The organism is Lelliottia jeotgali (assembly GCF_977070485.1).
The window spans coordinates 204,919-230,833 of sequence record NZ_CDRVFO010000001.1 but is presented as its reverse complement, the minus strand read 5'-3'; the positions used below and the strand labels follow the sequence as shown (position 1 = coordinate 230,833).

Here is a 25,915-nt window from a genome sequence, read left to right as displayed (position 1 = left end):
AATGGGGCCGCTTTGCGGCCCCATGCATCACTCAAAACCTGGAGCCAGGCTCCAGCAAAAAGTCCATCTCTTCACTGGTGCTCGGCCGCTCCAGCAACAGATTGCGATGCGGGAAGCGCCCGAACCGGGCAATCACCCGCTGGTGCTGCTCGGCATAGTCGAGGAACCCTTCGAACAACCGACGGTTGGCCTCGGGCTGCTCATCCAGCAGCACCTGGTACCGCTCGACACACAGGTTCTGCCAGTCCAGCACCTCGGCATGCTCCAGCACCAGCAGCACGAATACCCGCTGGATCGGCAGCAGCTGGTAATCCCAGCCCTTCTGCAGCCCCTGCATGGCCACCACCTGGGCACGCCGGTCGCCCTCGAAAGCGCGCGGCGTGTCGCGGTAGATCATGCGCGGCAGCTGGTCCAGCAGTATCAACAGGCCGAGCCAGCCCTGAGGGCTTTGCTGCCACTCCTCGAGCCCACCCGCCAGGGCATGCTCGACGAGCTCGCCAAACAGCGCCTGGGCTTCGGCATCGTGATGCTTGCCGAACCACAGCGTGCTCTTCTCGTCAGCCACGGCCTGGGGACTGGTGCCCCAACCGAACCACCACTCCAGCAACGGCTGCCAAGGTGCGAGCATGATTTACTCCTTGTGATAGGCGGTGACGCGCTCGACCTCTTCCTTCGAGCCGAGAATCACCGATACACGCTGGTGCAGGCTCTCTGGCTTGATGTCGAGGATGCGTTCGTAACCGTTGGTGGAGGCGCCGCCGGCCTGCTCGATGATGAACGACATCGGGTTGGCTTCGTACATCAGGCGCAGCTTGCCCGGCTTGCTCGGCTCGCGGGCGTCGCGCGGGTACATGAACAGACCGCCACGGGTCAGAATACGATGCACGTCGGCCACCATCGAGGCGATCCAGCGCATGTTGTAGTTCTTTTTCAGCGGCCCGGTTTCACCGGCCAGCAGCTCGCCCACGTAGCGCTGAACCGGGGCTTCCCAGTGGCGCTGGTTGGACATGTTGATGGCGAACTCGGCGGTGGTTGCCGGGACCTGGATGTTTTCGTGGGTCAGGACGAAGCTGCCCAGCTCACGGTCCAGGGTGAAGCCCTTGACGCCGTTGCCCAGGGTCAGGATCAGCATGGTCTGCGGGCCATAAATGGCATAACCGGCGGCGACCTGCTCAGTACCTGGCTGCAGGAAAGCGTTTTCGTTCAGGGTTTCGTTCTGGCTCAGATATTCGTTAGGGCAACGCAGTACCGAGAAGATGGTGCCGACCGAAACGTTGACGTCGATGTTGGACGAGCCGTCCAGCGGGTCGAAGACCAGCAGATAGGCACCTTTGGGGTATCGGCCCGGGATCTGGTAGGCGTTGTCCATTTCCTCGGACGCCATGCCGGCCAGGTGGCCGCCCCACTCGTTGGCCTCAAGCAGGATATCGTTGGAAATGACGTCGAGCTTCTTCTGCACTTCGCCCTGCACGTTTTCAGTGCCCATGCTGCCCAGCACGCCGCCGAGGGCGCCCTTGGACACGTGATGGCTGATTTCCTTGCACGCACGCGCCACCACTTCGATCAGGAAGCGCAGATCGGCAGGGGTATTGTTGCTGCGGGTCTGCTCAATCAGATAGCGACTCAAGGTAACGCGGGACATGTATGGCTCCGAAAGGATGGGGGAGAAAAACCCCCGCAGTTTACAGGGAGAGTTCAATGCTAGCGAGTAAAGAGACACGCCTGGGCAGTCAGACGGCACAACAGGTCGGTAGTTCAGCGTTCGCCAGGCCGATGGTCAGTTGGGGCCGCTGTGCGGCCCCAAGCCTCAATCCAGCACCTTCCAGATCTCGGTCGCATACTCGCGAATGGTCCGGTCCGAAGAGAACCACCCCATCCGCGCGGTGTTGAGCACCGCCATCCGCCACCACGCCTGTGGCGTATGCCACAACTCCTCCACCCGCCGCTGGGCATCCCAGTAGGCATCGAAGTCGGCACAGACCAGGAAGCGGTCGTAAGCCACCAGCCCGTCGATCAGCCCGGCATAGCGCGACGGATCATCGGGGGAGAACACGCCACTGCGGATCGCCTGTAGCACATCATTCAAGCGGTGGGAGGCGGCTATCGCGGCCACGGCACCAAAATCACCGTCACGCTTGCGCGCCTCTACCTGCTGCGCGGTCAAGCCGAAAATGAACATGTTGTCAGCACCCACCTGTTCGCACATCTCGACGTTGGCGCCATCGAGGGTACCAATGGTGAGTGCACCATTGAGCCCGAACTTCATGTTGCTGGTGCCCGACGCTTCGTAGCCGGCCGTGGAAATCTGTTCCGACAGGTCCGCCGCCGGGATGATGCTCTCGGCCAGGCTGACGTTGTAGTTGGGCAGGAACACCACCTTGAGCAGGCCCCGCACGGTAGGGTCGTTGTTGACCACCCGGGCGATGTCATTGGCCAGCTTGATGATCAGCTTGGCCTGGTGGTAGCTGGCTGCGGCCTTGCCAGCAAAGATCTTCACCCGCGGCACCCAGTTGGTGCCCGGGTCGTTACGGATGGCCTGGTACAACGCCACGGTGTGCAACAGGTTGAGCAGCTGGCGCTTGTACTCGTGAATGCGCTTGACCTGCACATCGAACAGCGCCTCAGGGTTGACCGTGACACCCACCCGGTCCTGGATGATGCCGGCCAACGCGCGCTTGCTGTGCAGGCGCTGCGCGGCGAACTGCTTGAGGAAGCCGCCCTTGTCGGCGAACGGCACCAGATTGGCCAGGCGCCCTTGCGGGTCGTCAAGCAATTCTGGCCCCAGGGCCTCCACCAGCATCGCCGTCAACTGCGGGTTGGACTGGTACAGCCAGCGGCGGAAGGTAATGCCGTTGGTCTTGTTGTTGATTCGCTGGGGGTAGAGCTTGTGCAACTCGGCGAACACCGTGCTTTTCATCAGCCTGCTGTGCAGCGCGGATACACCGTTGACGCTGTGCGAGCCGAGGAAGGCAAGGTTGCCCATGCGCACCCGGCGGCCGTTGTCTTCCTCGATCAGCGACACCGCCCGCAGCACGTCGAAGTCATGCAGGCCTTTCGCGCGCAGGGCATCGATATGGTAGGCATTGATCAGGTAGATGATCTGCATGTGCCGCGGCAGCATGCGCTCCATCAAGGCCACCGGCCACGTCTCCAGCGCCTCTGGCAGCAGGGTGTGGTTTGTGTAGGCCAAGGTGCCGACGGTCAGCTCCCAGGCTTTTTCCCACGGGATTTCATGCTGGTCGACCAACAGCCGCATCAATTCGGCCACGGCAATCGACGGGTGCGTGTCGTTGAGCTGGATGGCCGCAGCATCCGGCAGGTTGAGCAAGTCCTTGTGCATGTTCAGGTGGCGTCGCAGCAGGTCCTGCAGCGACGCCGATACGAAGAAGTATTCCTGGCGCAGGCGCAATTCCTGCCCCGCTTCTGTGCTGTCGGCCGGGTACAGCACACGCGAGATGCTCTCGGCGCGAGCCACTTCGGCCACCGCGCCAAGGTGGTCACCGGCATTGAAGCGTTCCAGGTGCAGCTCTTCCAGCGCCCGTGCGCGCCACAGGCGCAAGGTGTTGACACTGGAGCCGCGCCAGCCGACCACCGGCGTGTCGTAGGCGACCGCCCGTACCGTCTCGCCCGGCCACCACACTTGACGTTGCTGACCATGGGTATCTTGCACCGTTTCGACGCTGCCGCCGAAACTGATCGGGTAGATCACCTCGGCGCGCTCGAACTCCCAAGGGTTGCCGAAATCCAGCCAGTTTTCGGTCTGTTCCTGCTGCCATCCGTCGACCATGGCCTGGCGGAACAGCCCGTGCTCATAGCGGATGCCGTAGCCGTGGGCGGCGATGCCCAGCGTCGACATACTCTCCATGAAACAGGCAGCCAGGCGGCCCAGGCCACCGTTGCCCAATGCGGCGTCCGGCTCCAGCAACCGGATGCGCTCAAGGTCCACGTCCAGCCCCTCCAGCGCATCACGGGCGATGTCCAGCAGGCCAAGGTTGCTCAGGCTGTCGTAGAGCAGCCGCCCGATGAGAAATTCCAGAGAGAGGTAATAGACCCGTTTCTGGCTGCGTCGATAGGCCTGACGGGTGTGATCCATCCAGTGATCGACCATGTGATCACGGGCAGCCAGGGCAATGGCCTCGAACCAGTCGTGGTCAAAGGCGTGCTCCGGGTCCTTGCCGACCGCGTAGGTCAGCTTGTCCAGTACAGCGGCGCGAAAGTCGGCCACCTCGGCGTCACGTGCTTTGGGTTCCTGGGACATGCGGCATCCTCGGGCAAATTGGCAAAAGCGGCGGGAGAGTGTTGAGACTAGACCCTTCGACAGGGACTGACAGCCTCTGTTCGCAGTTTTCATGCCGGCTTGGCCAATCCGGCAAAAGGTTGTTCACAAATTGAACAACTCCGGTATGATCGCGCGCCCCAAGACCGTGATCCGCCACCTATAACGATGAAAACGACCCTGATTGCCGCAGCCGAAGTCGACCGCCTGGAAACCTGGCAGCGCTATGCCAGCCACATGTGCGGAGGTTGCCATTCGACCTGCTGCACCCTGCCTGTGGAAGTGAAGATCAAAGACCTGATCCGCATCGGCGTAGTGGACGAGTTCGAAAAGGACGAACCCCCGAAGAATGTGGCCAAACGCCTGCAGAAGGAAGGCATCATCGAACGCTTCAACCAGAAGTCGGGGATCTTCACCCTGACCCGGATGAGCAACGATGATTGCATGTATCTGGACCGCAAGAGCCGGTTGTGCACCATTTATGACAAGCGCCCGGATACTTGCCGGAACCATCCGAAGGTAGGCCCGCGGCCGGGGTATTGCGCTTACAAGCCCAAGGCGACCACGCGCTGATCATTGGCCTCGCCAAAACAGTTGCGCAAGGACCTGTGGAAGCCGGCTTGCCAGCGATGAGGCCGATAAAACCGATACAAAAAGCCCAGACAAAAAAACGCCCCCGGCCTTTCGACCGGGGGCGTTTTCATTCAGCCTGAGCTAACTCAGTTCTTGGCTTTCTTGGCAGCGCGGGTACGCTCGCCTTCGTCCAGGATCTTCTTGCGCAGACGGATCGACTTCGGCGTGACTTCGCACAGCTCGTCGTCCTGGATGAATTCCAGGGCCTGTTCGAGGGTGTGACGAACCGGCGGAACCAGGGCGATGACTTCGTCTTTGCCCGAAGCACGCATGTTGTCGAGCTTCTTGCCCTTGGTCGGGTTCACGCCCAGGTCGTTGTCACGGCTGTTCAGGCCGATGATCTGACCGTTGTAGATCTCCTGACCGTGCTCGACGAACAGCTTGCCGCGCGCCTGCAGGGTTTCCAGGGAGTAGGTCAGTGCCTTGCCGGTCTCAACCGAAACCAGTACACCGTTGAGGCGGCCGGACATCTGGCCCGACTTCATGGTGTCATAGCGATCGAAGATCGAGGTCAGGATGCCTGCACCGTTGGTCAGGGTCAGGAACTGGTTACGGAAGCCGATCAGACCACGGGCTGGAATGTTGTACTCCAGGCGAACACGGCCCTTGCCATCCGGAACCATGTTGGTCAGGTCGCCTTTACGCAGGCCCATTTCTTCCATGACCTTGCCCTGGGATTCTTCAGGGATGTCGATGGTGACGTTCTCGAACGGTTCCTGCTTGACGCCACCGACTTCGCGGATGATCACTTCAGGGCGGCCTACGGCCATCTCGAAGCCTTCGCGGCGCATGGTTTCAATCAGTACCGACAGGTGCAGCTCACCACGGCCCGATACCTTGAACTTGTCAGGGGAATCGGTTTCCTGAACGCGCAGAGCAACGTTGTACAGCAGCTCCTTGTCCAGACGGTCCTTGATGTTACGGCTGGTGACGAACTTGCCTTCCTTGCCGCAGAACGGCGAGTCGTTGACCTGGAAGGTCATCGAAACGGTCGGCTCGTCAACGGTCAGCGGCTTCATCGCTTCGACGGCAGTCGGGTCGCACAGGGTGTCGGAGATGAACAGCTCGTCGAAGCCGCTGATGCAGACGATATCGCCAGCCTGAGCTTCTTCGACGTCCACACGGTGCAGGCCGTGGTGGCCCATCAGCTTGAGGATACGGCCGTTACGCTTCTTGCCGTTGGTGTCGATGGCGACAACCGGGGTGTTCGGCTTGACGCGGCCGCGGGCGATACGGCCAACGCCGATAACACCCAGGAAGCTGTTGTAGTCCAGTGCCGAGATCTGCATCTGGAACGGGCCTTCACGGTCAACGTCCGGCGCAGGTACGTTGTCGACGATCGACTGGTACAGCGGGGTCATGTCTTCGGCCATGGCGGTGTGGTCCAGACCGGCGATGCCGTTCAGGGCCGAGGCGTAGACCACTTTGAAGTCCAGCTGCTCGTCGGTAGCACCGAGGTTGTCGAACAGGTCGAAGATCTGGTCCAGAACCCAGTCAGGACGCGCGCCCGGACGGTCGACCTTGTTGATCACGACGATCGGCTTCAGGCCGGCTTCGAAGGCCTTCTTGGTCACGAAGCGGGTTTGCGGCATAGGGCCGTCCTGGGCGTCGACCAGCAGCAGCACGGAGTCGACCATGGACATTACACGCTCAACCTCGCCACCGAAGTCGGCGTGGCCGGGGGTGTCGACGATGTTGATGTGGTAGCCGTTCCAGTTGATGGCGGTGTTTTTCGCCAGAATGGTAATGCCACGCTCTTTTTCCTGGTCGTTGGAGTCCATTACGCGCTCGTCGTTGAGCTCGTTACGTTCCAGGGTGCCGGACTGACGCAGGAGTTTGTCGACCAGGGTGGTTTTACCATGGTCAACGTGGGCGATGATGGCGATGTTACGCAGATTTTCGATCACAACTGTATCTCGATCAGAGGATTCGGTTGCCGCCAGTCTAGGCGGCCAATATGAAGGTAAAAGGCTCAGCGGGCCCGGCGGTCGGGAGGGCGATGGCGGATGCTGCCGCCATACAGCCCTGGGGTCTTATGCCGGACGATAAACACGCACATTGGCATGTCCCTCACTGAGCAGGTGGTGTGCGTGCAATCGGCTCATCACACCTTTGTCGCAATACAGCAAGTACTGGCGGGTTTCATCCAGCTGCTTGAACTTGCTGTTGATCGCGTAGAACGGCATCACCTGAACTTCGATACCCTCGAGCACCAAAGGCTCGTCTTCCTGGGCGTCAGGGTGACGGATGTCGATCACGATCTGGCCTGGCAGCGCTTCGCTTACTTCCTCGATTTCCACGTCCTTGCCCAGCTCGTCGATCACATGATCGATCGAGATGAACTTGGCACGTTCGAGGGCGCGCTCCAGCACGGCCATGTCGAACTGCTTCTCTTCATGCTCCATGCGGTGACGCTTGGCATGGGTGGTCGGGTTAACCGAGATCACGCCACAATATTCAGGCATGTGCTTGGCGAAGTCGGCGGTGCCGATTTCGGTCGCCTGGTCGATGATGTCCTGCTTGTGGCTGGCCAGCAATGGGCGCAGCACCAGCTTGTCGGTGGCCGAGTCGATGATCGACAGGTTCGGCAGCGTCTGGCTGGACACCTGGGAGATCGCTTCGCCGGTGACCAGCGCATCGATTTCCAGACGGTCGGCCATGCGTGCAGCGCCGCGCAGCATCATGCGCTTGAGGGTCACCCCCATGTAGCTGTTGTCGACTTTGTTGAGGATCTCGCCGACCACTTCTTCGAACGGTACGCTGATGAACAGTACGCGCTGGCTGCTGCCGTACTTTTTCCACAGGTAGTGGGCCACTTCCATCACGCCCAGTTCGTGGGCACGGCCGCCGAGATTGAAGAAGCAGAAATGGGTCATCAGGCCGCGGCGCATCATCTGGTAGGCCGCCACGGTTGAGTCGAAGCCGCCGGACATCAGTACCAGGGTCTGCTCCAGGGCGCCCAGCGGGTAGCCGCCGATGCCTTGGTGCTGGTTGTGGATCACGTACAGGCGCTGGTTGCGGATTTCGATGCGCACTGTCACTTCAGGTTGCTTCAGCTCGATGCCAGCGGCGCCGCACTGCTGGCGCAGCTGGCTGCCAACGTAGCGGTCGACGTCCATCGAGGTGAAGTCATGGTGGCCCCCGCGCTTGCAGCGTACGGCGAAATACTTGCCGGCCAGCAGGTGGCCAAAGTGCTGCTTGCACTTGGCGACGATATCGTCGAAGTCACCGAGCGGGTATTCCTCCACCTGCAGGAAGTGGGTGATACCCGGGGTACAGGTGAGGCGCTCGATCATCTCGCGCTGGACTTTTTCGTCTTCGACGCGGGTGACCACTTCGAGGTTGTCCCAGACACCATCGACCGCGAGCTCAGGGTCGAGATCCTTGAGCACGTTACGGATGTTCTTGCCGAGCTGGCGGATGAAACGCTTGCGTACCGGCCGGCTCTTGATGGTGATTTCTGGGAAGACTTTGACGATAAGTTTCATTGGTTAACAGCGCGCGCAGGGCCTGCCGAAAAATGAGGGGCGCGAATTATATCGGAAATTGCTCAGGATTTGACCAACTTTTGTACAGAAGGTTGGATTTATATTGCCTGTACTGGCCTCATCGCCGGCAAGCCAGCTTCTACAGGACATCGGTAGGCCTCAAGACCTGCGCCTAGATGTGGGAGCTGGCTTGCCGGCGATGAGGCCCTTAAAGGAAGCACACAACCCATTCGATGCACGATATTGGTGCGCCAACCCGAAAAACCGCCTCGTAAGGGTGCATCTTTAACCGCCAAGCCACCGCCAAATGCCCGCAAACGCCCCTTTTTATCCCGGCCTCGCCATTTTCGGGCACTGGCATGCAATTTGCTCCCTTGTGAGGCAGGTAAGCTTGGCCGACTATCCGCGCCCGGCAACACCCTTTTTTCCAGGGCAGCGGCCCACCGCGCTCTAGACCATCCGGAGGACAACATGTCGAAGTCGGTTCAACTCATCAAAGATCATGACGTCAAGTGGATTGATCTGCGTTTCACGGACACCAAAGGCACTCAGCATCACGTGACCATGCCAGCGCGTGATGGCCTGGACGAAGACTTCTTCGAAGTCGGCAAGATGTTCGACGGCTCCTCCATCGCTGGCTGGAAAGGCATCGAAGCCTCCGACATGATCCTGATGCCGGTCGACGATACCGCCGTACTGGACCCGTTCACCGAAGAGCCGACCCTGATCATCACCTGCGACATCGTCGACCCGTCGAGCATGCAAGGCTACGATCGCGACCCACGTGCGATCGCCAAGCGCGCTGAAGAATACCTCAAGAGCACCGGCATCGGTGACACCGTCTTCGCCGGCCCAGAGCCTGAGTTCTTCATCTTCGACGAAGTGAAGTTCCAGTCGGACATCTCCGGCTCGATGTTCAAGATCTTCTCCGAGCAAGGCTCGTGGATGACTGGCGCTGACGTAGAAGGCGGCAACAAAGGTCACCGTCCTGGCGTCAAAGGCGGCTACTTCCCGGTTCCGCCGTTCGACCACGACCACGAAATCCGTACTGCCATGTGCAACGCACTGGAAGAGATGGGCCAGACCGTCGAAGTTCACCACCATGAAGTGGCGACTGCCGGCCAGAACGAAATCGGCGTCAAGTTCAACACCCTGGTGAAGAAAGCTGACGAAGTACAGGCCCTGAAATATGTCGTGCACAATGTTGCCGACGCATACGGCCGTACCGCCACCTTCATGCCAAAACCACTGTACGGCGACAACGGCTCGGGCATGCACGTACACATGTCGATCTGGAAAGACGGCAAGAACACCTTCGCGGGTGAAGGCTATGCCGGTCTGTCCGAAACTGCCCTGTACTTCATCGGCGGTATCATCAAGCACGGTAAGGCCCTGAACGGCTTCACCAACCCGTCGACCAACTCCTACAAGCGTCTGGTTCCAGGCTTCGAAGCCCCGGTTATGCTGGCATACTCGGCACGCAACCGTTCCGCCTCGATCCGCATTCCTTACGTCGGCAGCCCTAAAGCCCGTCGTATCGAAGCGCGCTTCCCGGACCCATCGGCCAACCCGTACCTGGCTTTCGCGGCCCTGCTGATGGCTGGCCTGGACGGCATCCAGAACAAGATTCACCCAGGCGATGCTGCCGACAAGAACCTGTACGACCTGCCGCCTGAAGAGGCGAAAGATATTCCGCAAGTTTGCGGCAGCCTGAAAGAAGCTCTGGAAGAGCTGGACAAAGGCCGTGCGTTCCTGACCAAAGGCGGCGTGTTCTCCGACGACTTCATCGATGCCTTCATCGAACTGAAGAGCGAAGAAGAGATCAAGGTCCGTACCTTCGTGCACCCGCTGGAATACGAGCTGTACTACAGCTGCTGATTTGATTGGCGCCTTGCGCCGATGAAATCCCGAAAACGGCCTTCTCATGAAGGCCGTTTTTGTTTTCCAGCCGCCCGAATCGACCTTGCCAATGAACTTCGCCCCCGCCTGGACCAGCTTCAGGAGACGCTGCTCTTCGAGTTGCGGCGCTTCGATCAACGGCAACCAGAGGATTGCCCGCGCAAATTGGCTGACGCCCTCGCGCTGCGCACCCAAGATCCTTTACTCCACCAGGCTCTGGCGCGAGCCACCCAGCACCTCTGCGTCGTACCCCAGGCACGCTGATGCTCTATATTGGTGCAATGCGACGTCACATGCCCTGCCCCGCATACCAAAACAGGTCACGCTGAACGGTAAATCAGTGCTTTCTGGTCCGAATAGGCGCAATTTCGGGGATTTATAAAGCAATCCCGCTTCTTTTCGGAGCCTTGGTTTGTTTCTTGCATTTTCTACGCAAAGAGCCTGGCATGAGCAAATCCATAGTGCGCCGGCCACGCTCACCGCCATGCCCGGCAAGCGCCAAAAGAGGTCAACGACGCCTTATGACCATCAGCGATGCACAGCACCGTCTGCTTCTGGACAACCTGACCACCGCCACGCTCTTGCTCAACGCCGAGCTGCGCCTGGAGTACATGAACCCGGCTGCGGAAATGCTCCTGGCCGTGAGTGGGCAGCGCAGCCACGGGCAGTTCATCAGTGAACTGTTCACCGAATCGTCCGAGGCGCTCAACTCCCTGCGCCAGGCGGTCGAACAGGCGCACCCGTTCACCAAGCGCGAAGCCCAATTGACTTCGCTGACCGGGCAGACCATCACCGTCGACTATGCCGTAACGCCCATCCTGCACCAGGGCAACACCCTGCTGCTGCTGGAGGTGCACCCGCGTGACCGCCTGCTGCGCATCACCAAGGAAGAAGCCCAGCTGAGCAAGCAGGAAACCACCAAAATGCTGGTCCGCGGCCTCGCCCACGAGATCAAGAACCCACTGGGTGGCATCCGTGGCGCGGCGCAACTGCTGGCTCGGGAATTACCCGAAGACGGCCTGCGCGACTACACCAACGTGATCATCGAAGAGGCCGATCGCCTGCGCAACCTGGTCGATCGCATGCTCGGGTCGAACAAGCTGCCATCGCTGGCCATGACCAACATTCACGAAGTCCTTGAGCGGGTCTGCAGCCTGGTCGACGCAGAAAGCCAAGGATGCATCACTTTGGTGCGCGATTATGACCCGAGCCTGCCGGACGTGCTGATCGACCGCGAGCAGATGATCCAGGCGGTGCTGAATATCGTGCGCAACGCCATGCAGGCGATCAGTTCGCAGAACGAGTTGCGCCTGGGCCGCATCACCCTGCGCAGCCGCGCGATGCGCCAGTTCACCATCGGCCATGTGCGCCACCGTCTGGTGGCCCGCGTCGAGATCATCGACAACGGCCCCGGCATCCCCAGTGAACTGCAAGACACCCTCTTCTATCCCATGGTCAGTGGCCGCCCCGACGGTACCGGGTTGGGCCTGGCCATTACTCAGAACATCATCAGTCAGCACCAGGGCCTGATCGAGTGTGAAAGCCACGCCGGCCACACCGCCTTTTCGATCTTCCTGCCACTGGAACAAGGAGCCACCGCCTCATGAGCCGAAGTGAAACCGTATGGATCGTCGACGATGATCGCTCCATCCGCTGGGTCCTGGAAAAAGCCCTGCAACAGGAGGGCATGACCACCCAGAGCTTCGACAGCGCCGATGGCGTGATGGGCCGCCTGGCCCGGCAGCAGCCGGACGTTATCATTTCCGACATTCGCATGCCTGGCGCCAGTGGCCTCGACCTGCTGGCACAAATTCGCGACCAACACCCGCGCCTGCCGGTCATCATCATGACCGCCCATTCCGACCTGGATAGCGCAGTGGCGTCGTACCAGGGGGGCGCTTTCGAGTACCTGCCCAAACCGTTCGATGTCGATGAGGCGGTCTCGCTGGTCAAGCGCGCCAACCAGCATGCGCAGGAACAGCAAGGCCTCGATGTACCTCAGGCCCTGGCCCGTACGCCGGAAATCATCGGTGAAGCCCCGGCGATGCAGGAGGTGTTCCGCGCCATTGGCCGGCTGAGCCACTCCAACATCACCGTACTGATCAATGGCGAGTCGGGTACCGGCAAGGAGCTGGTGGCCCACGCCCTGCACCGCCACAGCCCGCGGGCTGCCTCACCGTTCATTGCCCTGAACATGGCCGCCATTCCCAAGGACCTGATGGAATCGGAGCTGTTCGGCCACGAAAAAGGCGCCTTTACCGGTGCGGCCAACCTGCGGCGCGGCCGCTTCGAGCAAGCGGACGGCGGCACCTTGTTCCTCGACGAAATCGGTGACATGCCTGCCGATACGCAGACCCGCCTGCTGCGTGTGCTGGCCGATGGCGAGTTCTATCGTGTGGGCGGTCATGTGCCCGTAAAGGTCGATGTGCGAATAATCGCTGCGACCCATCAAAATCTCGAGTCACTGGTACAGGCTGGCAAGTTCCGTGAAGACTTGTTCCATCGCCTGAACGTAATCCGTATTCATATCCCGCGCCTGGCCGACCGCCGCGAGGACATCCCTGCACTGGCCCGCCACTTCCTTGGCCGCGCTGCTCAGGAGCTGGCCGTCGAACCGAAGCTGCTCAAGCCGGAAACCGAAGAATTCATCCGCAACCTGCCTTGGCCTGGCAACGTCCGCCAGCTGGAAAACACCTGCCGCTGGATCACCGTCATGGCCTCCAGCCGCGAAGTGCTGATCGGCGACCTGCCACCGGAATTGCTCAACCTGCCGCAAGACGCTGCACCGGTGACCAACTGGGAGCAGGCGCTACGCCAATGGGCCGACCAGGCCTTGGCACGCGGGCAGTCCAACCTGCTCGACAGCGCCGTGCCCAGCTTTGAACGGATCATGATCGAGACGGCGCTCAAGCATACTGCCGGGCGTCGCCGGGATGCAGCGGTGCTGCTGGGGTGGGGGCGCAATACCCTGACTCGCAAGATCAAGGAACTGGGGATGAACGTGGATGGCGGGGATGACGATGAGGGCGATGATCACTGACTTCCCGATGAATCACTAACACCGTTGGGGCCGCTTTGCGGCCCCAGCCATTTCTGGGCCATGCACCGAAGCTGTGCCAGCTGCACCGCGCCAAGGCACAAATCCCATCAAAACCCGGCCAGATCGCCCTTAAACCCAATGTTTACGGGTTTTCAAAACTGGCACGCCACCTGCAATAAGCAACGTATCTCCAGTTTCGGGGGCCTCGGTACAGGCAGGCCGGGTGAACCCCTCTTTTATACGCAGTTGCTCCAGCTTTTGGGGACCTCGGTACAGGCAGGCCGGGAATCCCCTCTTTTACACGCAGTAGCGCAAGCTTTGGGGACCCTGGTACAGGCAGGCCGGGACATCCCCTCTTTTATTCATGCAGCCTCACCTGCACCCGCCAGCGCCCCGCGTCCTCTGCACCGGCCCATTCGCCACGCAGAGGGCGCGCGGCAATCACGCTCAGCAGCAACCCTTCGTCACTTTTCTGCAAACGCCAGCTCACCGGCTTGCCCTGCAGGGTCAGCTGCCCGCGCTGGGCTTTGCCATCAGCCTGGAACAGCAACGCGACCGTACCCTGGACATTCTCGCCATGCAGCTTGGGCTCATCGTTGAACCACAGGTCCAGCCCATCCTGCACCACCTCCACCTGCTCAAGCACTAGCGCTTCGGGTGCAGTCAGACGGCCGATCATCAAACCGACCATCAGGCCTACGATCGCCAACGAGAGCAAAACCTTCGGCAAGCCCTTCGAACGCACATCAGGTTCGGGGGTAGAATGCTCGCCATCTTCACGCTTGGAGCCGTGCATGTTTCACGTCATCCTCTTTCAACCTGAAATTCCGCCCAATACCGGCAATATCATTCGCCTCTGCGCCAACAGCGGCTGCGCCCTGCATCTGATCGAGCCAATCAGCTTCGAGCTCGACGACAAGCGGCTGCGCCGCGCAGGGCTGGATTATCATGAGTATGCCACGCTCAAGCGCCACGAAAGCCTGGCCCGATGCCTGGAGAACCTGGGCAACCCACGCTTGTTCGCCTTTACCACCAAGGGTTCGCACCCATTTCATGAGGTTGCCTACCAGCCGGGCGACGCCTTCCTGTTCGGGCCAGAAAGCCGTGGCCTGCCGGCCGAGGTGCTGGACAGCCTGCCGGCCGAGCAGCGCCTGCGCTTGCCGATGATGCCGGGATGCCGCAGCCTGAACCTGTCCAACACCGTGGCGGTGACGGTGTATGAAGCGTGGCGGCAGCAAGGGTTTGCCGGCAGCTGACAAGCAGGGAGTAGACAGTCGGGTAATAAAAAGGCGACCTCGAAGGTCGCCTCTGTGCTACCGGGCAAGATTACTGCACGGTCGGTGCTTCACCCGCTTCCTGCATGCGCTGCATCTCTTGCGCGTACAGGGCGTCGAAGTTGACCGGCGACAGCATCAGGGCCGGGAACGAACCACGGGTCACCAGGCTATCCAGGGTCTCGCGGGCGTACGGGAACAGGATGTTCGGGCAGAACGCACCGAGGGTGTGGCTCATGGAAGAGGCGTCGAGGTTCTTGATCAGGAAGATACCGGCCTGCTGAACTTCAGCGATGAACGCCACTTCGTCACCATTCTTGACGGTCACCGACAGGGTCAGCACCACTTCGTGGAAGTCGCCTTCCAGGGCCTTCTGCTTGGTGTTCAGGTCCAGGGCAACGCTCGGCTCCCAGGTCTGACGGAAGATCTGCGGGCTTTTCGGGGCCTCGAACGACAGGTCGCGTACGTAGATACGCTGCATGGAGAACTGAGGGCTGTTGTCTTCGGCTGCTGCGCCGGTGGTCTGTTGGTCAGTCATGGCAGATCCTTATCCTAATGTTTTTTAATGCAGTGCAAATCAGGCCTTGAGCAGCGCGTCGAGCTTCCCGGCGCGCTCCAGGGCGTAGAGGTCATCGCAGCCACCGACATGTTTACTGCCGATCCAGATCTGCGGCACCGAAGTCCGGCCGGCCTTCTGACTCATCTCGGCGCGCACCTGCGGCTTGCCGTCGACCTTGATTTCCTCGAAGGCCACGCCCTTGCTCTGAAGCAGGTACTTGGCGCGCATGCAGTAGGGGCAGTAGTCGCTGGAGTAGACGATGACGTCGTTCATATCACTTCACCAGGGGCAGGTTATCGGCTTTCCAGCTGGAAACGCCACCACTCAGCTTGGCGGCGTTGTAACCAGCCTTGAGCAGTTCGCGGCAGATGGTGCCGGACTGCTGGCCCATTGCGTCGACGACGATCAGGGTCTTCTCTTTGTGCTTGTCCAGTTCGGTCATGCGGGTGGCGACCTTGTCCTGCGGGATGTTCACCGCACCGACGATGTGGCCGGTGGAGTATTCCTTGGCAGGGCGGATATCGATGACAAGGCCCTTCTCGGCATTGACCAGGGCGGTCAGTTGGCCATTGCTCAGGCTCTGTCCGCCACGGCGGATTTCATTGAGCAGCAGCAGGACCAGCAGAACAACGAAGATCGCAACCAGGATGTAGTGATCTGTCGCGAATTGAATCAGGTGAGCAACCATCAGCGGTGTTCCAGGCGATTGAAAATGCCGGCCAGTATACACAGCCCCCCAAGACCGCCAAAGCCCGACGGGCCGGCCGGGAAAGTACCTTCATGTTGCTGCGGGCGCCACGCTGGTCAGGGAACAGGACGAATATTCGCCGCAGGTGGCGCATTTGCCCTAAAATGCGTGTCTTTATCATCTTTGAACAACCGTGAGTTTGATTGATGACGAGTACGCCCAAACCCCTGGTCCTGATCATTCTGGATGGCTTCGGCCACAGCGAAAACCCCGAATACAACGCCATCTATGCCGCCAACACGCCGGTCTATGATCGCCTGCGCGCCACCGCGCCGCATGGCCTGATTTCCGGTTCAGGGATGGATGTCGGCCTGCCGGACGGGCAGATGGGCAACTCCGAAGTCGGTCACATGAACCTCGGCGCCGGCCGTGTCGTCTACCAGGACTTCACCCGCGTCACCAAAGCCATCCGCGACGGCGATTTCTTCGAGAACCCGGTGCTGACTGGCGCGGTGGACCAGGCTGCAGGTGCCGGCAAGGCCGTGCATATCCTCGGCCTGCTCTCCGACGGCGGCGTCCACAGCCACCAGGATCACCTGATCGCCATGGCCGAACTGGCCGCGCAGCGTGGCGCCGAGAAGATCTACCTGCATGCGTTCCTTGACGGTCGTGACACCCCGCCGCGCAGCGCGCAATCGTCCATCGAGCTGCTCGATTCGACCTTTGCCAAGCTCGGCAAAGGCCGTATCGCCAGCCTGATCGGCCGTTACTACGCGATGGACCGCGACAACCGCTGGGACCGCGTCAGCGCCGCCTACAACCTGATCGTCGACAGCGTTGCCGAACACACGGCAGACAGCGCCATTGCTGGACTCGAAGCGGCCTATGCGCGCGATGAGAGCGACGAATTCGTCAAGGCCACACGCATTGGCGAAGCGGTAAAGGTCGAAGATGGCGATGCCGTGATCTTCATGAACTTCCGTGCCGACCGCGCACGTGAGCTGTCACGCGTGTTCGTCGAAGCCGATTTCAACGAGTTCCCACGGGCACGCCTGCCAAAACTGGCTGCCTACATCGGCCTGACCCAGTACTCGGCGAAAATCCCGGCCCCTGCGGCGTTTGCCCCGGCCAGTTTGAACAACGTGCTGGGTGAATACCTGGCAAAAAACGGCAAGACTCAGCTGCGCATCGCCGAAACCGAGAAATATGCACACGTCACCTTCTTCTTCTCCGGGGGGCGCGAAGAGCCGTTCGAAGGCGAAGAGCGCATTCTGATCCCGTCGCCGAAAGTCGCCACCTACGACATGCAGCCGGAAATGAGCGCCCCAGAGGTCACCGACCGTATCGTCGAGGCCATCGAGCAGCAGCGCTATGACGTGATCGTGGTCAATTACGCCAACGGTGACATGGTCGGCCATACCGGCGTGTTCGACGCCGCAGTCAAGGCCGTCGAAGCCCTGGACGGCTGTGTCGGTCGCATCGTCGGGGCCCTGGACAAGGTGGGCGGCGAAGCGCTGATCACTGCAGACCACGGCAACGTCGAGCAGATGGAGGACGAATGCACCGGCCAGGCGCACACCGCCCACACCACCGAGCCGGTGCCGTTCATCTATGTCGGCAAACGCCAGGTCAAAGTTCGCGAGGGCGGCGTGCTGGCCGACGTGGCGCCGACCATGCTCAAGCTGCTGGGGCTGGAAAAGCCTGCGGAGATGACCGGAACCTCGATCCTGGTCGACGATTAAACTGCAAGCCTCACGCTGCAAGCTGCAAGCGAAACCTGGCCCGGCGCCTGCTTTTTCTTGCCGCTTGTAGCTTGAAGCCTACCGCTGACGCCGTGAGGCGTTTTTTTTGCAGGCCCGGGCGGGCATACTAGGCCAGTCTCCATCCTTGGTACGCCCAACCTCATGCTTCGCGCCCTGATCCTCCTAGCCCTGTCTTGCCTGCTCAGCCCGGCCTTCGCCGACGAGCGCGCACAGACCCAGCAACAACTGGACGCCACCCGCCAGGACATCGCCGAGCTCAAGAAGACGCTGGGCAAGCTCCAGGAAGAAAAATCCGGCGTGCAGAAAGACCTAAAAGCCACCGAGACCGACATCGGCAACCTCGAAAAGCAGGTGGAGGCTCTGCAGCAAGAACTAAAAAAGACCGAGGGCGAGCTGGAGCGCCTTGATACCGAGAAAAAAAAACTCCAGAGCTCGCGCATTGAACAACAGCGACTGATCGCCATTCAGGCGCGGTCCGCCTACCAGAACAATGGCCGTGAGGAATACCTCAAGCTGCTGCTCAACCAGCAGAACCCAGAGAAGTTCGCCCGCACCCTCAGCTACTACGACTACCTGAGCAAGGCGCGCATGGAGCAACTGCGTGCCTTCAACGAGACCTTGCGCCAGCTGGCCAATGTCGAGCAGGACATTTCCCGCCAGCAAGAACAATTGCTGGCCCAGCGCGCCGACCTCGACAGCCGTCGCCAGGCTCTGGAAGCCGAGCGTGGAAAACGTCAGCAGGTGCTGGCCAAGCTCAACAGTGACATGAAAGACCGCGACAAGAAGCTGCAGGCCCGTGAACAAGACCAGGCGGACCTTGCCAAGGTGCTCAAGACCATCGAGGAAACCCTTGCCCGTCAGGCCCGTGAGGCCGAGGAAGCGCGCAAGAAGGCCCTGCTGGCCGAGCAGGAGGCCCAAAAGCGCCGACAGCAGCAAGCGCTGGCCGCACAGCAAGACAGCGAACCGCCAAAAAAGGCGCGCACCACCCTTGGCCCGTTGGTTTCCAGCGACAGCTCAACCTACGGCGGTGCTTTTTCTGCTGCACGGGGCAAACTTCCCTGGCCCGTCAATGGTCGATTGCTGGCACGTTTCGGTGAAGCCCGTGGCAGCGATGCCCGAGCCAAGTGGGACGGCGTGATGATCAGCGCCAACCCCGGCACCCAGGTGCGCGCCGTGCACGGCGGGCGCGTGGTATTCGCCGACTGGTTGCGCGGTGCTGGACTTCTGGTCATTCTCGACCATGGTAATGGTTACCTGAGCCTGTACGGCCACAACCAGAGCCTGCTCAAGAGCGCCGGGGACATCGTCAAGGCCGGCGAAGCCATTTCCACAGTTGGCGACAGCGGCGGCCAGGATGCCGCCGGCTTGTACTTCGCCATCCGCCAGCAGGGCCGGCCCACCGACCCTTCGCAGTGGTGCAGAGGTTAGGGTTCAAGCCTAGTCACTTTTTCACGGCCTGGCGCTCCACGCTGGGCCGATGCTCCCCAAGGAGCGCCTACAGGATCAGGAGTTCGTTCGACATGCTGCACTCGCCTCGTCTCACCCAGCTGGCCCTGACCATCGCCCTGGCGACTGGTATGCCTTTGGCCATCGCTGCCGAGCCGGCGCCCGCCGCGGTGCCAGCCACCGAGGTGACCGCCAAGGCCCCGCTGCCACTGGAAGAGCTGCGCACCTTCGCCGAGGTCATGGACCGCATCAAAGCGGCCTATGTCGAGCCGGTAGACGACAAGACGCTGCTGGAGAACGCCATCAAAGGCATGCTCAGCAACCTCGATCCACATTCGGCCTACCTTGGCCCCGAGGACTTCCAGGAGCTGCAGGAAAGCACCAGTGGCGAGTTCGGTGGCCTGGGTATCGAAGTCGGCCAGGAAGACGGCTTCGTCAAGGTTGTCTCGCCCATCGATGACACCCCCGCCTCGCGCGCCGGCGTGCAGGCTGGCGACCTCATCGTCAAGATCAACGGTGCGCCCACCCGTGGCCAGAGCATGACCGAAGCGGTCGACAAGATGCGCGGCAAAGTCGGCGAGAAGATCACCCTGACCCTGGTACGTGACGGCGGCACCCCGTTCGATGTGAACCTGGTCCGTGCGGTGATCCAGGTCAAGAGCGTTAAGAGCCAGTTGCTGGAAAACGACTACGGCTACATCCGCATCACCCAGTTCCAGGTCAAGACCGGCGACGAAGTCGGCAAGGCATTGGCCAAGATGCGCAAAGACAATGGCAAGAAACTGCGCGGCGTTGTTCTGGACCTGCGCAACAACCCCGGTGGCGTCCTCCAGTCGGCGGTGGAAGTGGCCGACCACTTCCTGACCAAGGGCCTGATCGTGTACACCAAGGGCCGTATCGCCAACTCCGAACTGCGCTTCTCCGCTGACCCGGCCGACGCCAGCGAGGCCGTACCATTGGTGGTACTGATCAACGGTGGCAGCGCCTCGGCATCGGAAATCGTCGCCGGTGCCCTGCAAGACCAGAAACGCGCCGTACTGATGGGCACTGACAGCTTCGGAAAAGGCTCGGTGCAGACCGTGCTGCCGCTGGCCAACGACCGTGCCCTGAAGCTCACCACCGCGCTGTACTTCACCCCCAATGGCCGCTCGATCCAGGCCCAGGGTATCGTGCCCGACATCGAGGTGCGCCCGGCCAAACTTACCGCAGAGGTCGATACCGAAAACTTCAAGGAAGCTGACCTGCAAGGCCACCTGGGCAATGGCAACGGTGGCGCTGACCGCCCGACCGGCAGCAGCAAGCGCAAGGAGCGCCCGCAGGACGATGACTTCCAGCTGAGCCAGGCCCTCAGCCTGCTCAAGGGGCTGAACATCACCTCCGGCAAATGATTCATCCGATGCGGTATCTGCTGCCCGTGCTGTTATGCCTGTCAGCCGCGTTCGCCCATGCAGCGCCGGCCAAGAAGGCCTACATGAGCATCATCATCGACGACCTGGGCCAGAGCACCGAGCGCGACAGCAGAACCCTTGCGCTGCCGGGCCCTGTGACGATGGCGATCATGCCGGATACACCCCACGCCAGCGAGTTCGCCCGCCAGGCGCACAAGGCAGGCAAGACGGTAATCCTGCATATGCCCATGGACCCCGCCACCGGGCCCTATGCCTGGCACCCGGACATCGCCTTGCCGGAGCTCGCCAGGCGACTGGACGCGGCCTTGGCCAAGGTGCCCTACGCCGCCGGCATCAACAACCACATGGGCAGCCGCATGACCGCACAGCGTGGCGCCATGACCTGGCTGATGGGTGAGCTCCAACGGCGGCATCTGTTTTTCGTAGACAGCCGTACCAGTGCTGCCACCGTCGCTGCCGCCGAGGCGCAGGCACAGGCCCTTGGGCATGTCTCGCGCGACGTGTTTCTGGACGACGTACGCACCACAGAGGCCATCACCACACAGCTGCAGCAAGGCGTGGCACTGGCACGCAGGCAAGGCTCGGCTGTGCTGATCGGGCATCCTTATCCGCAAACCCTGCAGGTGCTGGAACAGGAAATGCCCCGGCTGCGAAGCCAGGGCATTGAGTTGGTAACACTGACACAGATGATTGCCGAACGCGGTAATCAGGCCATGCCTGCCCATGGCAAGCACGGCCGCTACAGCAATCGCTGAGCCATTCATTCAAAGGGGATCAGCCCCTCCACCTGGTTCAGGCGTAAATCTCCCCGGTAAATAGCGACCAGGTCTTCGCCGCTGGTGGCAGCCCGCAGCTGCGCCAGGCGCCCCAGTTTGCGCTGTGCCCACAGTTTCAGGTGGCCTTTGCTGAACTGCCGCGCCGGAGTGCCGATGTCCGGGTAGTGAAAGTGTGCCTCCCACAGCCCATCGCCCTGACCCTGGCCGGCCCGCGGCAGGCGCCTGACCTCGTAGACATCCAGGTAATCACCTGCTGCCAATGCCTTGCGTGGCCCAGCGCGCTGGACAGTGACCTGGTTGTTGTCGAGCAGAAACTTGAGGCTCCGTGCGTCGGGGTGGTCGGTGGACAGATAGATGCCGGTCAACAGGTCTCGGCGGGTTGCCTGCAAACGCTCGATGGCCTCACCCAGATTCTCGAACAAGGCATCTTCGGGGCTCATCCTTGGCAACGTGCTCAGGGCATGACGCAGTTTTTCCAGGTGCCCGTCGACAACCGTGGCCAGACTATTGGGCTGCTCTGCCTGAAAGAAACTTCTGGCCAGCTTGTTGATCCGCTCGACCTCCGCAAGCAGGGCCTGTGCACGCTTTCGCGCCAGGCGGGGTTCCAGCGGGGAGAATGGCGGCTCTGACTCAGCGGGTTGCGGCACATCCTCGACCCACTCGCTGCCGCGCTGGTGGAAGGTCTTCAGTACATGCTGAGTACGCTCATCACGTTGCTGGACGATGGCGACACCATCTACCTCGACTTCCTGAGCGAGAACTTTGCGCCCGCGCTGAGTCCTGACCAGCTTGCGCCGCCCACCGCGTGGGGCATAGACCGTTGGACGCGGTGGGGCGGGCTCGCAGAGTTCCTGCTCTCGCACTGCCTGGGCGAGGTCACCTTGAGCAGCGCGCTGCAATCCGTGCAAGGTTTTCTTGTACAGTTGCAGCGCCTCCTGCCTGATAGCCGCGCCCCCCACACTGCCCAGATAGTCGGCCATTGCCGCAGCCTCCTCGTAGCCCTCCAGGATGCCGCTCAGTACCTCGATCCGTTCAGCCAGCGACAGCTCACTTCCTGCCAGGTCGCCATGCGCGTTGCCTGCACTTTTCAGGCTGTCACCGGCCAGGTAATCGAGGTATTGCGATAAAACCCGCTCCTCAACATCGGCCAGCCTTTCCAGGCTGGCTTCGGCCAGGTCTTGAAGCAGACGAAAATCGAGGTCGATGGCCGACAAGCGCCGCGCCTCGATGGTGCCCTTGAGCTCGTTATCTTTGTTGATGCGCTCCTGCGTGTCATCGTCCTTGAACACGAAAGTGTCGTCTTTGAGGGTCTCTTCGAGTAGCGCGTCAAGCAGCCGGGACATGTCAACCAGATCCACCTCCCATTGGATGACCTCCTCCAGTACAGAGCGAAAGTGTTTGTACTGGCTGATTTCCTCCTCGCTCTCAGGGTGGATGACAACCTGCTCGGCGAGGTTTGCCAGGTCCTCTGCATTGATGATCTTGGCCATCTCGTTGTAGAAGACTGAGATATTTTCGATCAAGCTCTGACGGATCAGGCTGCGCTGACCTGCGACGACAATGCTGTAGGCGGAATCTTCGTGGCGCATATTGAACAGGCTGTTGATCACTTGCTCATGCTTGAGTGAGCTCTCAGCCAGGCCTTTGACTTCGTAGATGATTTTCAAATGGATCTGCTTGCGCAGACGCCGGGTCAACTCAAGCTCGCGAGTCGTCAGCTCGTCCGGTTCAGTCACCGCTTCCAGCACTGCGATGCGCTTGTCCTTTTCATTGAGCAGGTCGCGATGCCTGTTCAGGGTTTCGGCCAGCGCATTATGCTGGTTGGCCAGTACCGATTCTTCGCTCTTGAGTTGCTCGACTTTCTTGCGGTTTTCCTCTTTCAGGGCTTCAAGGCGACTGCGTGGCATGCCGCCTCGCAAGCGCAAGCCACGATCGACACGCCACTGTCCATGCTCGAACGCCAACCAAGGCCCCATGACACCGTCGGCCCCGACCATACGCAAACCTTGTTCTTCAAAGGTGGCCCGATATACACCGTCGCCCAGCGTAAGGTAATAGTGCTCACCAACGCGGTACAACCCGCGTCCAGGCCCCGCTGCAAGCGGTTCCAGGCCTTCCAGCGATTGCTCGACGCGCATGCCGGACACCACCTTGCGCTGCTGGGGCGAGAGCACATTGAACCCCTGTGCGCCGCGCCAGGAAAAATCCAGCCGGGTCGAGCCATGTTGCGCCAGCCCTCCCGGAACACCGACCTTGCCTTGTACGGGAACCACCAGTGCTTCTGCGCCACCCCATGCGGGCATTGCGCCCCGACGGGGAATGTTCTGTACAGGCTCGCCTAGGGGTAACTGCGGTAGACGCAAATGCATCAAGGCCATGCAAGCGTTGAGCAATAAGTCGACCACAGCTGCGCTGCGCTCGAACGCGCTGCCATCTCGCAAGGCCGCAAGGTCGTTGTGCAACCCGGAAATGGCCTGTACCAGCCAGGCAACGCCGGCCACTGGCCCACGCAGCATCAACGTCACAACATCGAACAACAGCCAAGCCCCCCGAACGAGAATCGCCCAGCGACTCTCGGCGTTGGAAACCGATTCGCGGTCAGCCAGCTCCACCAGCAGGTTGCGATTGGCCATATAGAGTTTCACATCAACATCATTGCGCCAGAACTGCGCTGCAAAGGTTGGCGGGTGCCCTCGCTCAGGCAGTAGCTGGGTGTTCAGGATAGGCCCTGGCCAATGCGGCTCGTAAAAGCCGCCATACGCGTAGACGGCTCGCGAGGCAGGCGACATCCACTCAAGGACGCTGTCCTGCAACGGCCCGGGCCTGCGGATTGCAGCCATCATCAGGTCCAGGCTGGCAAACTCGAGCAGAGGCGTTTCGTTGTACAGAGGCCGATACAGCAAAACCCTTGCAGGCTCCGTAGCGAACAGAACATACATGCCACTGACCTCATCCTGTTCGATCTCGCCCGCTTCGAGCCTGAAGGCCAGAGGCATCAGCATCAGCGCTGGCAATTGCGGATCAAGGTAGCCGTGGCAGAAGTCTGTAACACATTGCAAGCCTGCGTCGCTCAGCTCGCCCTGCAAGCGGGCATAGAGCGCGCTGAACAGTAGTGAACACCGCCATTCACGGCCAAAGCGTTTGATCCGCTCGGCTTGGGTAGCGGGGTCGTCCAGCTTCCGCGCGACGTAGGTGGGGTAGTGCTTGCCGATGTCGACCCGCTGCACCAGCGACTTGACGTAGTCGGCATTCATCCAGTCCATGATCAACTGGTTTTCACGGTGCGTTACGGCGGTAAGCTGTGCGTTTTGAAGCGACCAGAGATTACCGATGGCGAACTCGGTCAAGGTCATGCTGCGGTGTTCAACCGTCGAATCACCCGGCCCAACGCCTGCACCACCGGGCCAGCCAGCATTGATGGTCAACTGCAGGACCAGGTCATCCGAGAAGTAATTGGCTTCGACCGGAAAATCGGCAAGCATCTGCGCCCGCAGCACCTGCCGGGTATAACTGCGCAGATCGAGCACATCCTCGAGCGCCCCGCTCCCTTCGGACTGAGCCTGAGCCAACGCCAGTTCGAACACCCCCCGCTGATAGGCAAAGCCATTCGCAGCACTGCTATGGCGCAGGCCAGGCGGCAACGCAATCTGTGCCCCGCTGGCCTGGCCGTAACCTTCAATGAACCAGCGCGCGGGGTCACTCAGTGCAGCAAAGTCCCTCTCAAGCAGCGAACAGTTTGGCAACTGCGCATAACGCAAACGCTCAATGTCATCGAGCATGATCTCCAGCAGCAGGCTGCTTTGCTGGGCAAACACGTCGCCTTCGAGCTCATAGCGGTGCCATGCCATGGATTCGAAGCGCTGGCGCTCGGCAAGTTCGTCCCGCAGCGCTTTAGCGAAGAGATCCAGCGATGAAAATGCCCTCACCAGGCTGGACGGGGCGCACCACAGAAACACCTCGCGTTCGTCCCACTCGCCCCTGACCAGCAGGTTGGGCAGCCACTGAACATCCTTATCGAGTTGCACCTGGACCAGAAAAACCGAAGGAGTGGAGCCGTGATTCTTAAGCAAGCTGAGCAAACACTGACGTTGTTGTTCATCCAGCCCCTGCAGTGGCAAATTATGCAACAACACCCTTTTGAGCAGGTGCTGCAGCCACAGGTCCCGGCTAACGCCCTGACTGCCTGGCGCCTTCCAGAAATCGACCTGGGCTTGGCAGAAGCTGTCCGCAAGCAAAAGCAGGAGGTCATCCAGCTCAGCCAGTTGGGCCCCGATTGAAATCGCCCCGGACGGCAACGGGTTACCCGCCTGGTCGCGCAGGAACCAAGGTTCCCGGACCGCCAGCAGGAAATCCCCACCGTCAGCCCCTAGCGACGCCAGGGGCTGACGGGCGTGCAATGCTTCAAGCATGACCTCCAACAATGGCCGAGGTGTCCAGGCATCGTAGGTCTGTGGGCCGGACGCAATGTGGGCAGGGATGTTGAGTATGAGCGATTCGGCATCGGGCAGCCCGGCACCAGCCAGAGTGGCATGGCAGGGGACCAGCAATTCGAGAACCTGCTGGCTCAGAACACTACGCAGGGTTGGGCGACTGAGAAACTCGGTAGCGACTGCCCGACGAAAGTCAGGAACAGGACTTGGCTGGATGGGCATGGGCGGCTTCCT

General features: G+C 60.9%; 19 protein-coding genes. 9 read left to right on the top strand and 10 right to left on the bottom strand.

The features are described 5' to 3' along the window. Nucleotides 1-31: 31 nt before the first annotated feature. The 3 genes from ACW4TB_RS01030 to ACW4TB_RS01020 all read right to left on the bottom strand — a co-directional run bounded on the left by ACW4TB_RS01030 (nt 32) and on the right by ACW4TB_RS01020 (nt 4,258). Nucleotides 32-628, bottom strand: a complete 597-nt coding sequence (locus ACW4TB_RS01030) for a DUF924 family protein (RefSeq protein WP_012312366.1) — start codon at nt 626-628, stop codon at nt 32-34. Between the two features lie 3 nt (nt 629-631). Further along, on the bottom strand, nt 632-1,642 hold the full coding sequence (locus ACW4TB_RS01025) for a class 1 fructose-bisphosphatase (RefSeq protein WP_012312365.1): 1,011 nt from the start codon (nt 1,640-1,642) through the stop codon (nt 632-634). Nucleotides 1,643-1,807: 165 nt separating this feature from the next. Further along, nucleotides 1,808-4,258 (bottom strand): glycogen/starch/alpha-glucan phosphorylase, encoded by a 2,451-nt coding sequence (locus ACW4TB_RS01020; protein ID WP_012312364.1) that lies wholly within the window; start codon nt 4,256-4,258, stop codon nt 1,808-1,810. Nucleotides 4,259-4,444: 186 nt separating this feature from the next. Here ACW4TB_RS01020 and ACW4TB_RS01015 point away from each other — a divergent pair, with 186 nt between their 5' ends. Then, on the top strand, nt 4,445-4,849 hold the full coding sequence (locus ACW4TB_RS01015) for a YkgJ family cysteine cluster protein (RefSeq protein ID WP_012312363.1): 405 nt from the start codon (nt 4,445-4,447) through the stop codon (nt 4,847-4,849). A 146-nt stretch (nt 4,850-4,995) separates the two neighbouring features. Here ACW4TB_RS01015 and typA read toward each other — a convergent pair whose 3' ends face one another. After that, a complete protein-coding gene (typA, locus tag ACW4TB_RS01010; protein WP_012312362.1) occupies nt 4,996-6,816 on the bottom strand; it encodes a translational GTPase TypA in 1,821 nt (606 codons plus the stop codon). A gap of 126 nt (nt 6,817-6,942) precedes the next feature. Beyond that, nucleotides 6,943-8,397: a tRNA uracil 4-sulfurtransferase ThiI gene (gene thiI / locus ACW4TB_RS01005; RefSeq protein WP_039604090.1), complete on the bottom strand. Its 1,455-nt coding sequence runs from the start codon at nt 8,395-8,397 to the stop codon at nt 6,943-6,945. A gap of 471 nt (nt 8,398-8,868) precedes the next feature. Between thiI and glnA the strand changes: the two genes are divergently transcribed. The 3 genes from glnA to ntrC all read left to right on the top strand — a co-directional run bounded on the left by glnA (nt 8,869) and on the right by ntrC (nt 13,336). Further along, nucleotides 8,869-10,275, top strand: coding sequence for a type I glutamate--ammonia ligase (gene glnA / locus ACW4TB_RS01000; RefSeq protein ID WP_012312360.1), 1,407 nt, complete (start codon nt 8,869-8,871; stop codon nt 10,273-10,275). Between the two features lie 542 nt (nt 10,276-10,817). Further along, entirely contained in the window at nt 10,818-11,903 is a 1,086-nt protein-coding gene (gene glnL / locus ACW4TB_RS00995) for a nitrogen regulation protein NR(II) (protein ID WP_046784991.1), read from the top strand. Continuing rightward, nucleotides 11,900-13,336 carry a nitrogen regulation protein NR(I) gene (gene ntrC / locus ACW4TB_RS00990; RefSeq protein WP_012312358.1) on the top strand — a complete coding sequence of 479 codons (1,437 nt, stop codon included), beginning with the start codon at nt 11,900-11,902 and terminating at the stop codon, nt 13,334-13,336. The genes glnL and ntrC overlap by 4 nt, the downstream gene beginning before the upstream one ends. 358 nt (nt 13,337-13,694) lie before the next feature. Here the strand turns inward: ntrC and ACW4TB_RS00985 are convergent, their stop codons facing one another. After that, a complete protein-coding gene (locus ACW4TB_RS00985; protein WP_012312357.1) occupies nt 13,695-14,132 on the bottom strand; it encodes a hypothetical protein in 438 nt (145 codons plus the stop codon). Between ACW4TB_RS00985 and trmL the strand changes: the two genes are divergently transcribed. After that, nucleotides 14,131-14,592 (top strand): tRNA (uridine(34)/cytosine(34)/5-carboxymethylaminomethyluridine(34)-2'-O)-methyltransferase TrmL, encoded by a 462-nt coding sequence (gene trmL / locus ACW4TB_RS00980; RefSeq protein WP_012312356.1) that lies wholly within the window; start codon nt 14,131-14,133, stop codon nt 14,590-14,592. The two genes, ACW4TB_RS00985 and trmL, sit on opposite strands and share 2 nt — an antisense overlap. 70 nt (nt 14,593-14,662) lie before the next feature. Here trmL and secB read toward each other — a convergent pair whose 3' ends face one another. From secB to ACW4TB_RS00965, 3 genes are read right to left on the bottom strand one after another with little or no spacing between them, the layout of a single operon-like run. Then, a complete protein-coding gene (gene secB, locus ACW4TB_RS00975) occupies nt 14,663-15,148 on the bottom strand; it encodes a protein-export chaperone SecB (protein WP_279929225.1) in 486 nt (161 codons plus the stop codon). Nucleotides 15,149-15,187: 39 nt separating this feature from the next. Then, nucleotides 15,188-15,442, bottom strand: coding sequence for a glutaredoxin 3 (grxC, locus tag ACW4TB_RS00970; RefSeq protein ID WP_279929227.1), 255 nt, complete (start codon nt 15,440-15,442; stop codon nt 15,188-15,190). Nucleotide 15,443: 1 nt separating this feature from the next. Further along, complete coding sequence (locus ACW4TB_RS00965) at nt 15,444-15,857, bottom strand: rhodanese-like domain-containing protein (RefSeq protein WP_279929229.1); 414 nt, start codon at nt 15,855-15,857, stop codon at nt 15,444-15,446. Between the two features lie 206 nt (nt 15,858-16,063). On the opposite strand from ACW4TB_RS00965, the gene gpmI reads away from it, so the two are divergent. The 4 genes from gpmI to ACW4TB_RS00945 all read left to right on the top strand — a co-directional run bounded on the left by gpmI (nt 16,064) and on the right by ACW4TB_RS00945 (nt 21,230). Beyond that, nucleotides 16,064-17,599, top strand: coding sequence for a 2,3-bisphosphoglycerate-independent phosphoglycerate mutase (gene gpmI, locus ACW4TB_RS00960; protein WP_279929231.1), 1,536 nt, complete (start codon nt 16,064-16,066; stop codon nt 17,597-17,599). A 162-nt stretch (nt 17,600-17,761) separates the two neighbouring features. After that, nucleotides 17,762-19,048 carry a murein hydrolase activator EnvC family protein gene (locus ACW4TB_RS00955; protein WP_012312351.1) on the top strand — a complete coding sequence of 429 codons (1,287 nt, stop codon included), beginning with the start codon at nt 17,762-17,764 and terminating at the stop codon, nt 19,046-19,048. A gap of 92 nt (nt 19,049-19,140) precedes the next feature. Next, a complete protein-coding gene (locus tag ACW4TB_RS00950; protein ID WP_012312350.1) occupies nt 19,141-20,454 on the top strand; it encodes a S41 family peptidase in 1,314 nt (437 codons plus the stop codon). Between the two features lie 8 nt (nt 20,455-20,462). Next, a complete protein-coding gene (locus ACW4TB_RS00945; RefSeq protein WP_042111092.1) occupies nt 20,463-21,230 on the top strand; it encodes a divergent polysaccharide deacetylase family protein in 768 nt (255 codons plus the stop codon). 5 nt (nt 21,231-21,235) lie between these two features. Here the strand turns inward: ACW4TB_RS00945 and ACW4TB_RS00940 are convergent, their stop codons facing one another. Next, nucleotides 21,236-25,903, bottom strand: a complete 4,668-nt coding sequence (locus tag ACW4TB_RS00940) for a dermonecrotic toxin domain-containing protein (RefSeq protein ID WP_279929235.1) — start codon at nt 25,901-25,903, stop codon at nt 21,236-21,238. Between the last annotated feature and the right edge of the window lie 12 nt (nt 25,904-25,915).

What these genes read in the sequence shown, in the direction of transcription:
- ACW4TB_RS01030 (WP_012312366.1), bottom strand. Translation starts at nt 628, where the DNA reads ATGCTCGCACCTTGGCAGCCGTTGCTGGAGTGGTGGTTCGGTTGGGGC.
- ACW4TB_RS01025 (WP_012312365.1), bottom strand. Translation starts at nt 1,642, where the DNA reads ATGTCCCGCGTTACCTTGAGTCGCTATCTGATTGAGCAGACCCGCAGC.
- ACW4TB_RS01020 (WP_012312364.1), bottom strand. Translation starts at nt 4,258, where the DNA reads ATGTCCCAGGAACCCAAAGCACGTGACGCCGAGGTGGCCGACTTTCGC.
- ACW4TB_RS01015 (WP_012312363.1), top strand. Translation starts at nt 4,445, where the DNA reads ATGAAAACGACCCTGATTGCCGCAGCCGAAGTCGACCGCCTGGAAACC.
- thiI (WP_039604090.1), bottom strand. Translation starts at nt 8,397, where the DNA reads ATGAAACTTATCGTCAAAGTCTTCCCAGAAATCACCATCAAGAGCCGG.
- glnA (WP_012312360.1), top strand. Translation starts at nt 8,869, where the DNA reads ATGTCGAAGTCGGTTCAACTCATCAAAGATCATGACGTCAAGTGGATT.
- glnL (WP_046784991.1), top strand. Translation starts at nt 10,818, where the DNA reads ATGACCATCAGCGATGCACAGCACCGTCTGCTTCTGGACAACCTGACC.
- ntrC (WP_012312358.1), top strand. Translation starts at nt 11,900, where the DNA reads ATGAGCCGAAGTGAAACCGTATGGATCGTCGACGATGATCGCTCCATC.
- trmL (WP_012312356.1), top strand. Translation starts at nt 14,131, where the DNA reads ATGTTTCACGTCATCCTCTTTCAACCTGAAATTCCGCCCAATACCGGC.
- ACW4TB_RS00985 (WP_012312357.1), bottom strand. Translation starts at nt 14,132, where the DNA reads ATGCACGGCTCCAAGCGTGAAGATGGCGAGCATTCTACCCCCGAACCT.
- secB (WP_279929225.1), bottom strand. Translation starts at nt 15,148, where the DNA reads ATGACTGACCAACAGACCACCGGCGCAGCAGCCGAAGACAACAGCCCT.
- grxC (WP_279929227.1), bottom strand. Translation starts at nt 15,442, where the DNA reads ATGAACGACGTCATCGTCTACTCCAGCGACTACTGCCCCTACTGCATG.
- ACW4TB_RS00965 (WP_279929229.1), bottom strand. Translation starts at nt 15,857, where the DNA reads ATGGTTGCTCACCTGATTCAATTCGCGACAGATCACTACATCCTGGTT.
- gpmI (WP_279929231.1), top strand. Translation starts at nt 16,064, where the DNA reads ATGACGAGTACGCCCAAACCCCTGGTCCTGATCATTCTGGATGGCTTC.
- ACW4TB_RS00955 (WP_012312351.1), top strand. Translation starts at nt 17,762, where the DNA reads ATGCTTCGCGCCCTGATCCTCCTAGCCCTGTCTTGCCTGCTCAGCCCG.
- ACW4TB_RS00950 (WP_012312350.1), top strand. Translation starts at nt 19,141, where the DNA reads ATGCTGCACTCGCCTCGTCTCACCCAGCTGGCCCTGACCATCGCCCTG.
- ACW4TB_RS00945 (WP_042111092.1), top strand. Translation starts at nt 20,463, where the DNA reads ATGCGGTATCTGCTGCCCGTGCTGTTATGCCTGTCAGCCGCGTTCGCC.
- ACW4TB_RS00940 (WP_279929235.1), bottom strand. Translation starts at nt 25,903, where the DNA reads ATGCCCATCCAGCCAAGTCCTGTTCCTGACTTTCGTCGGGCAGTCGCT.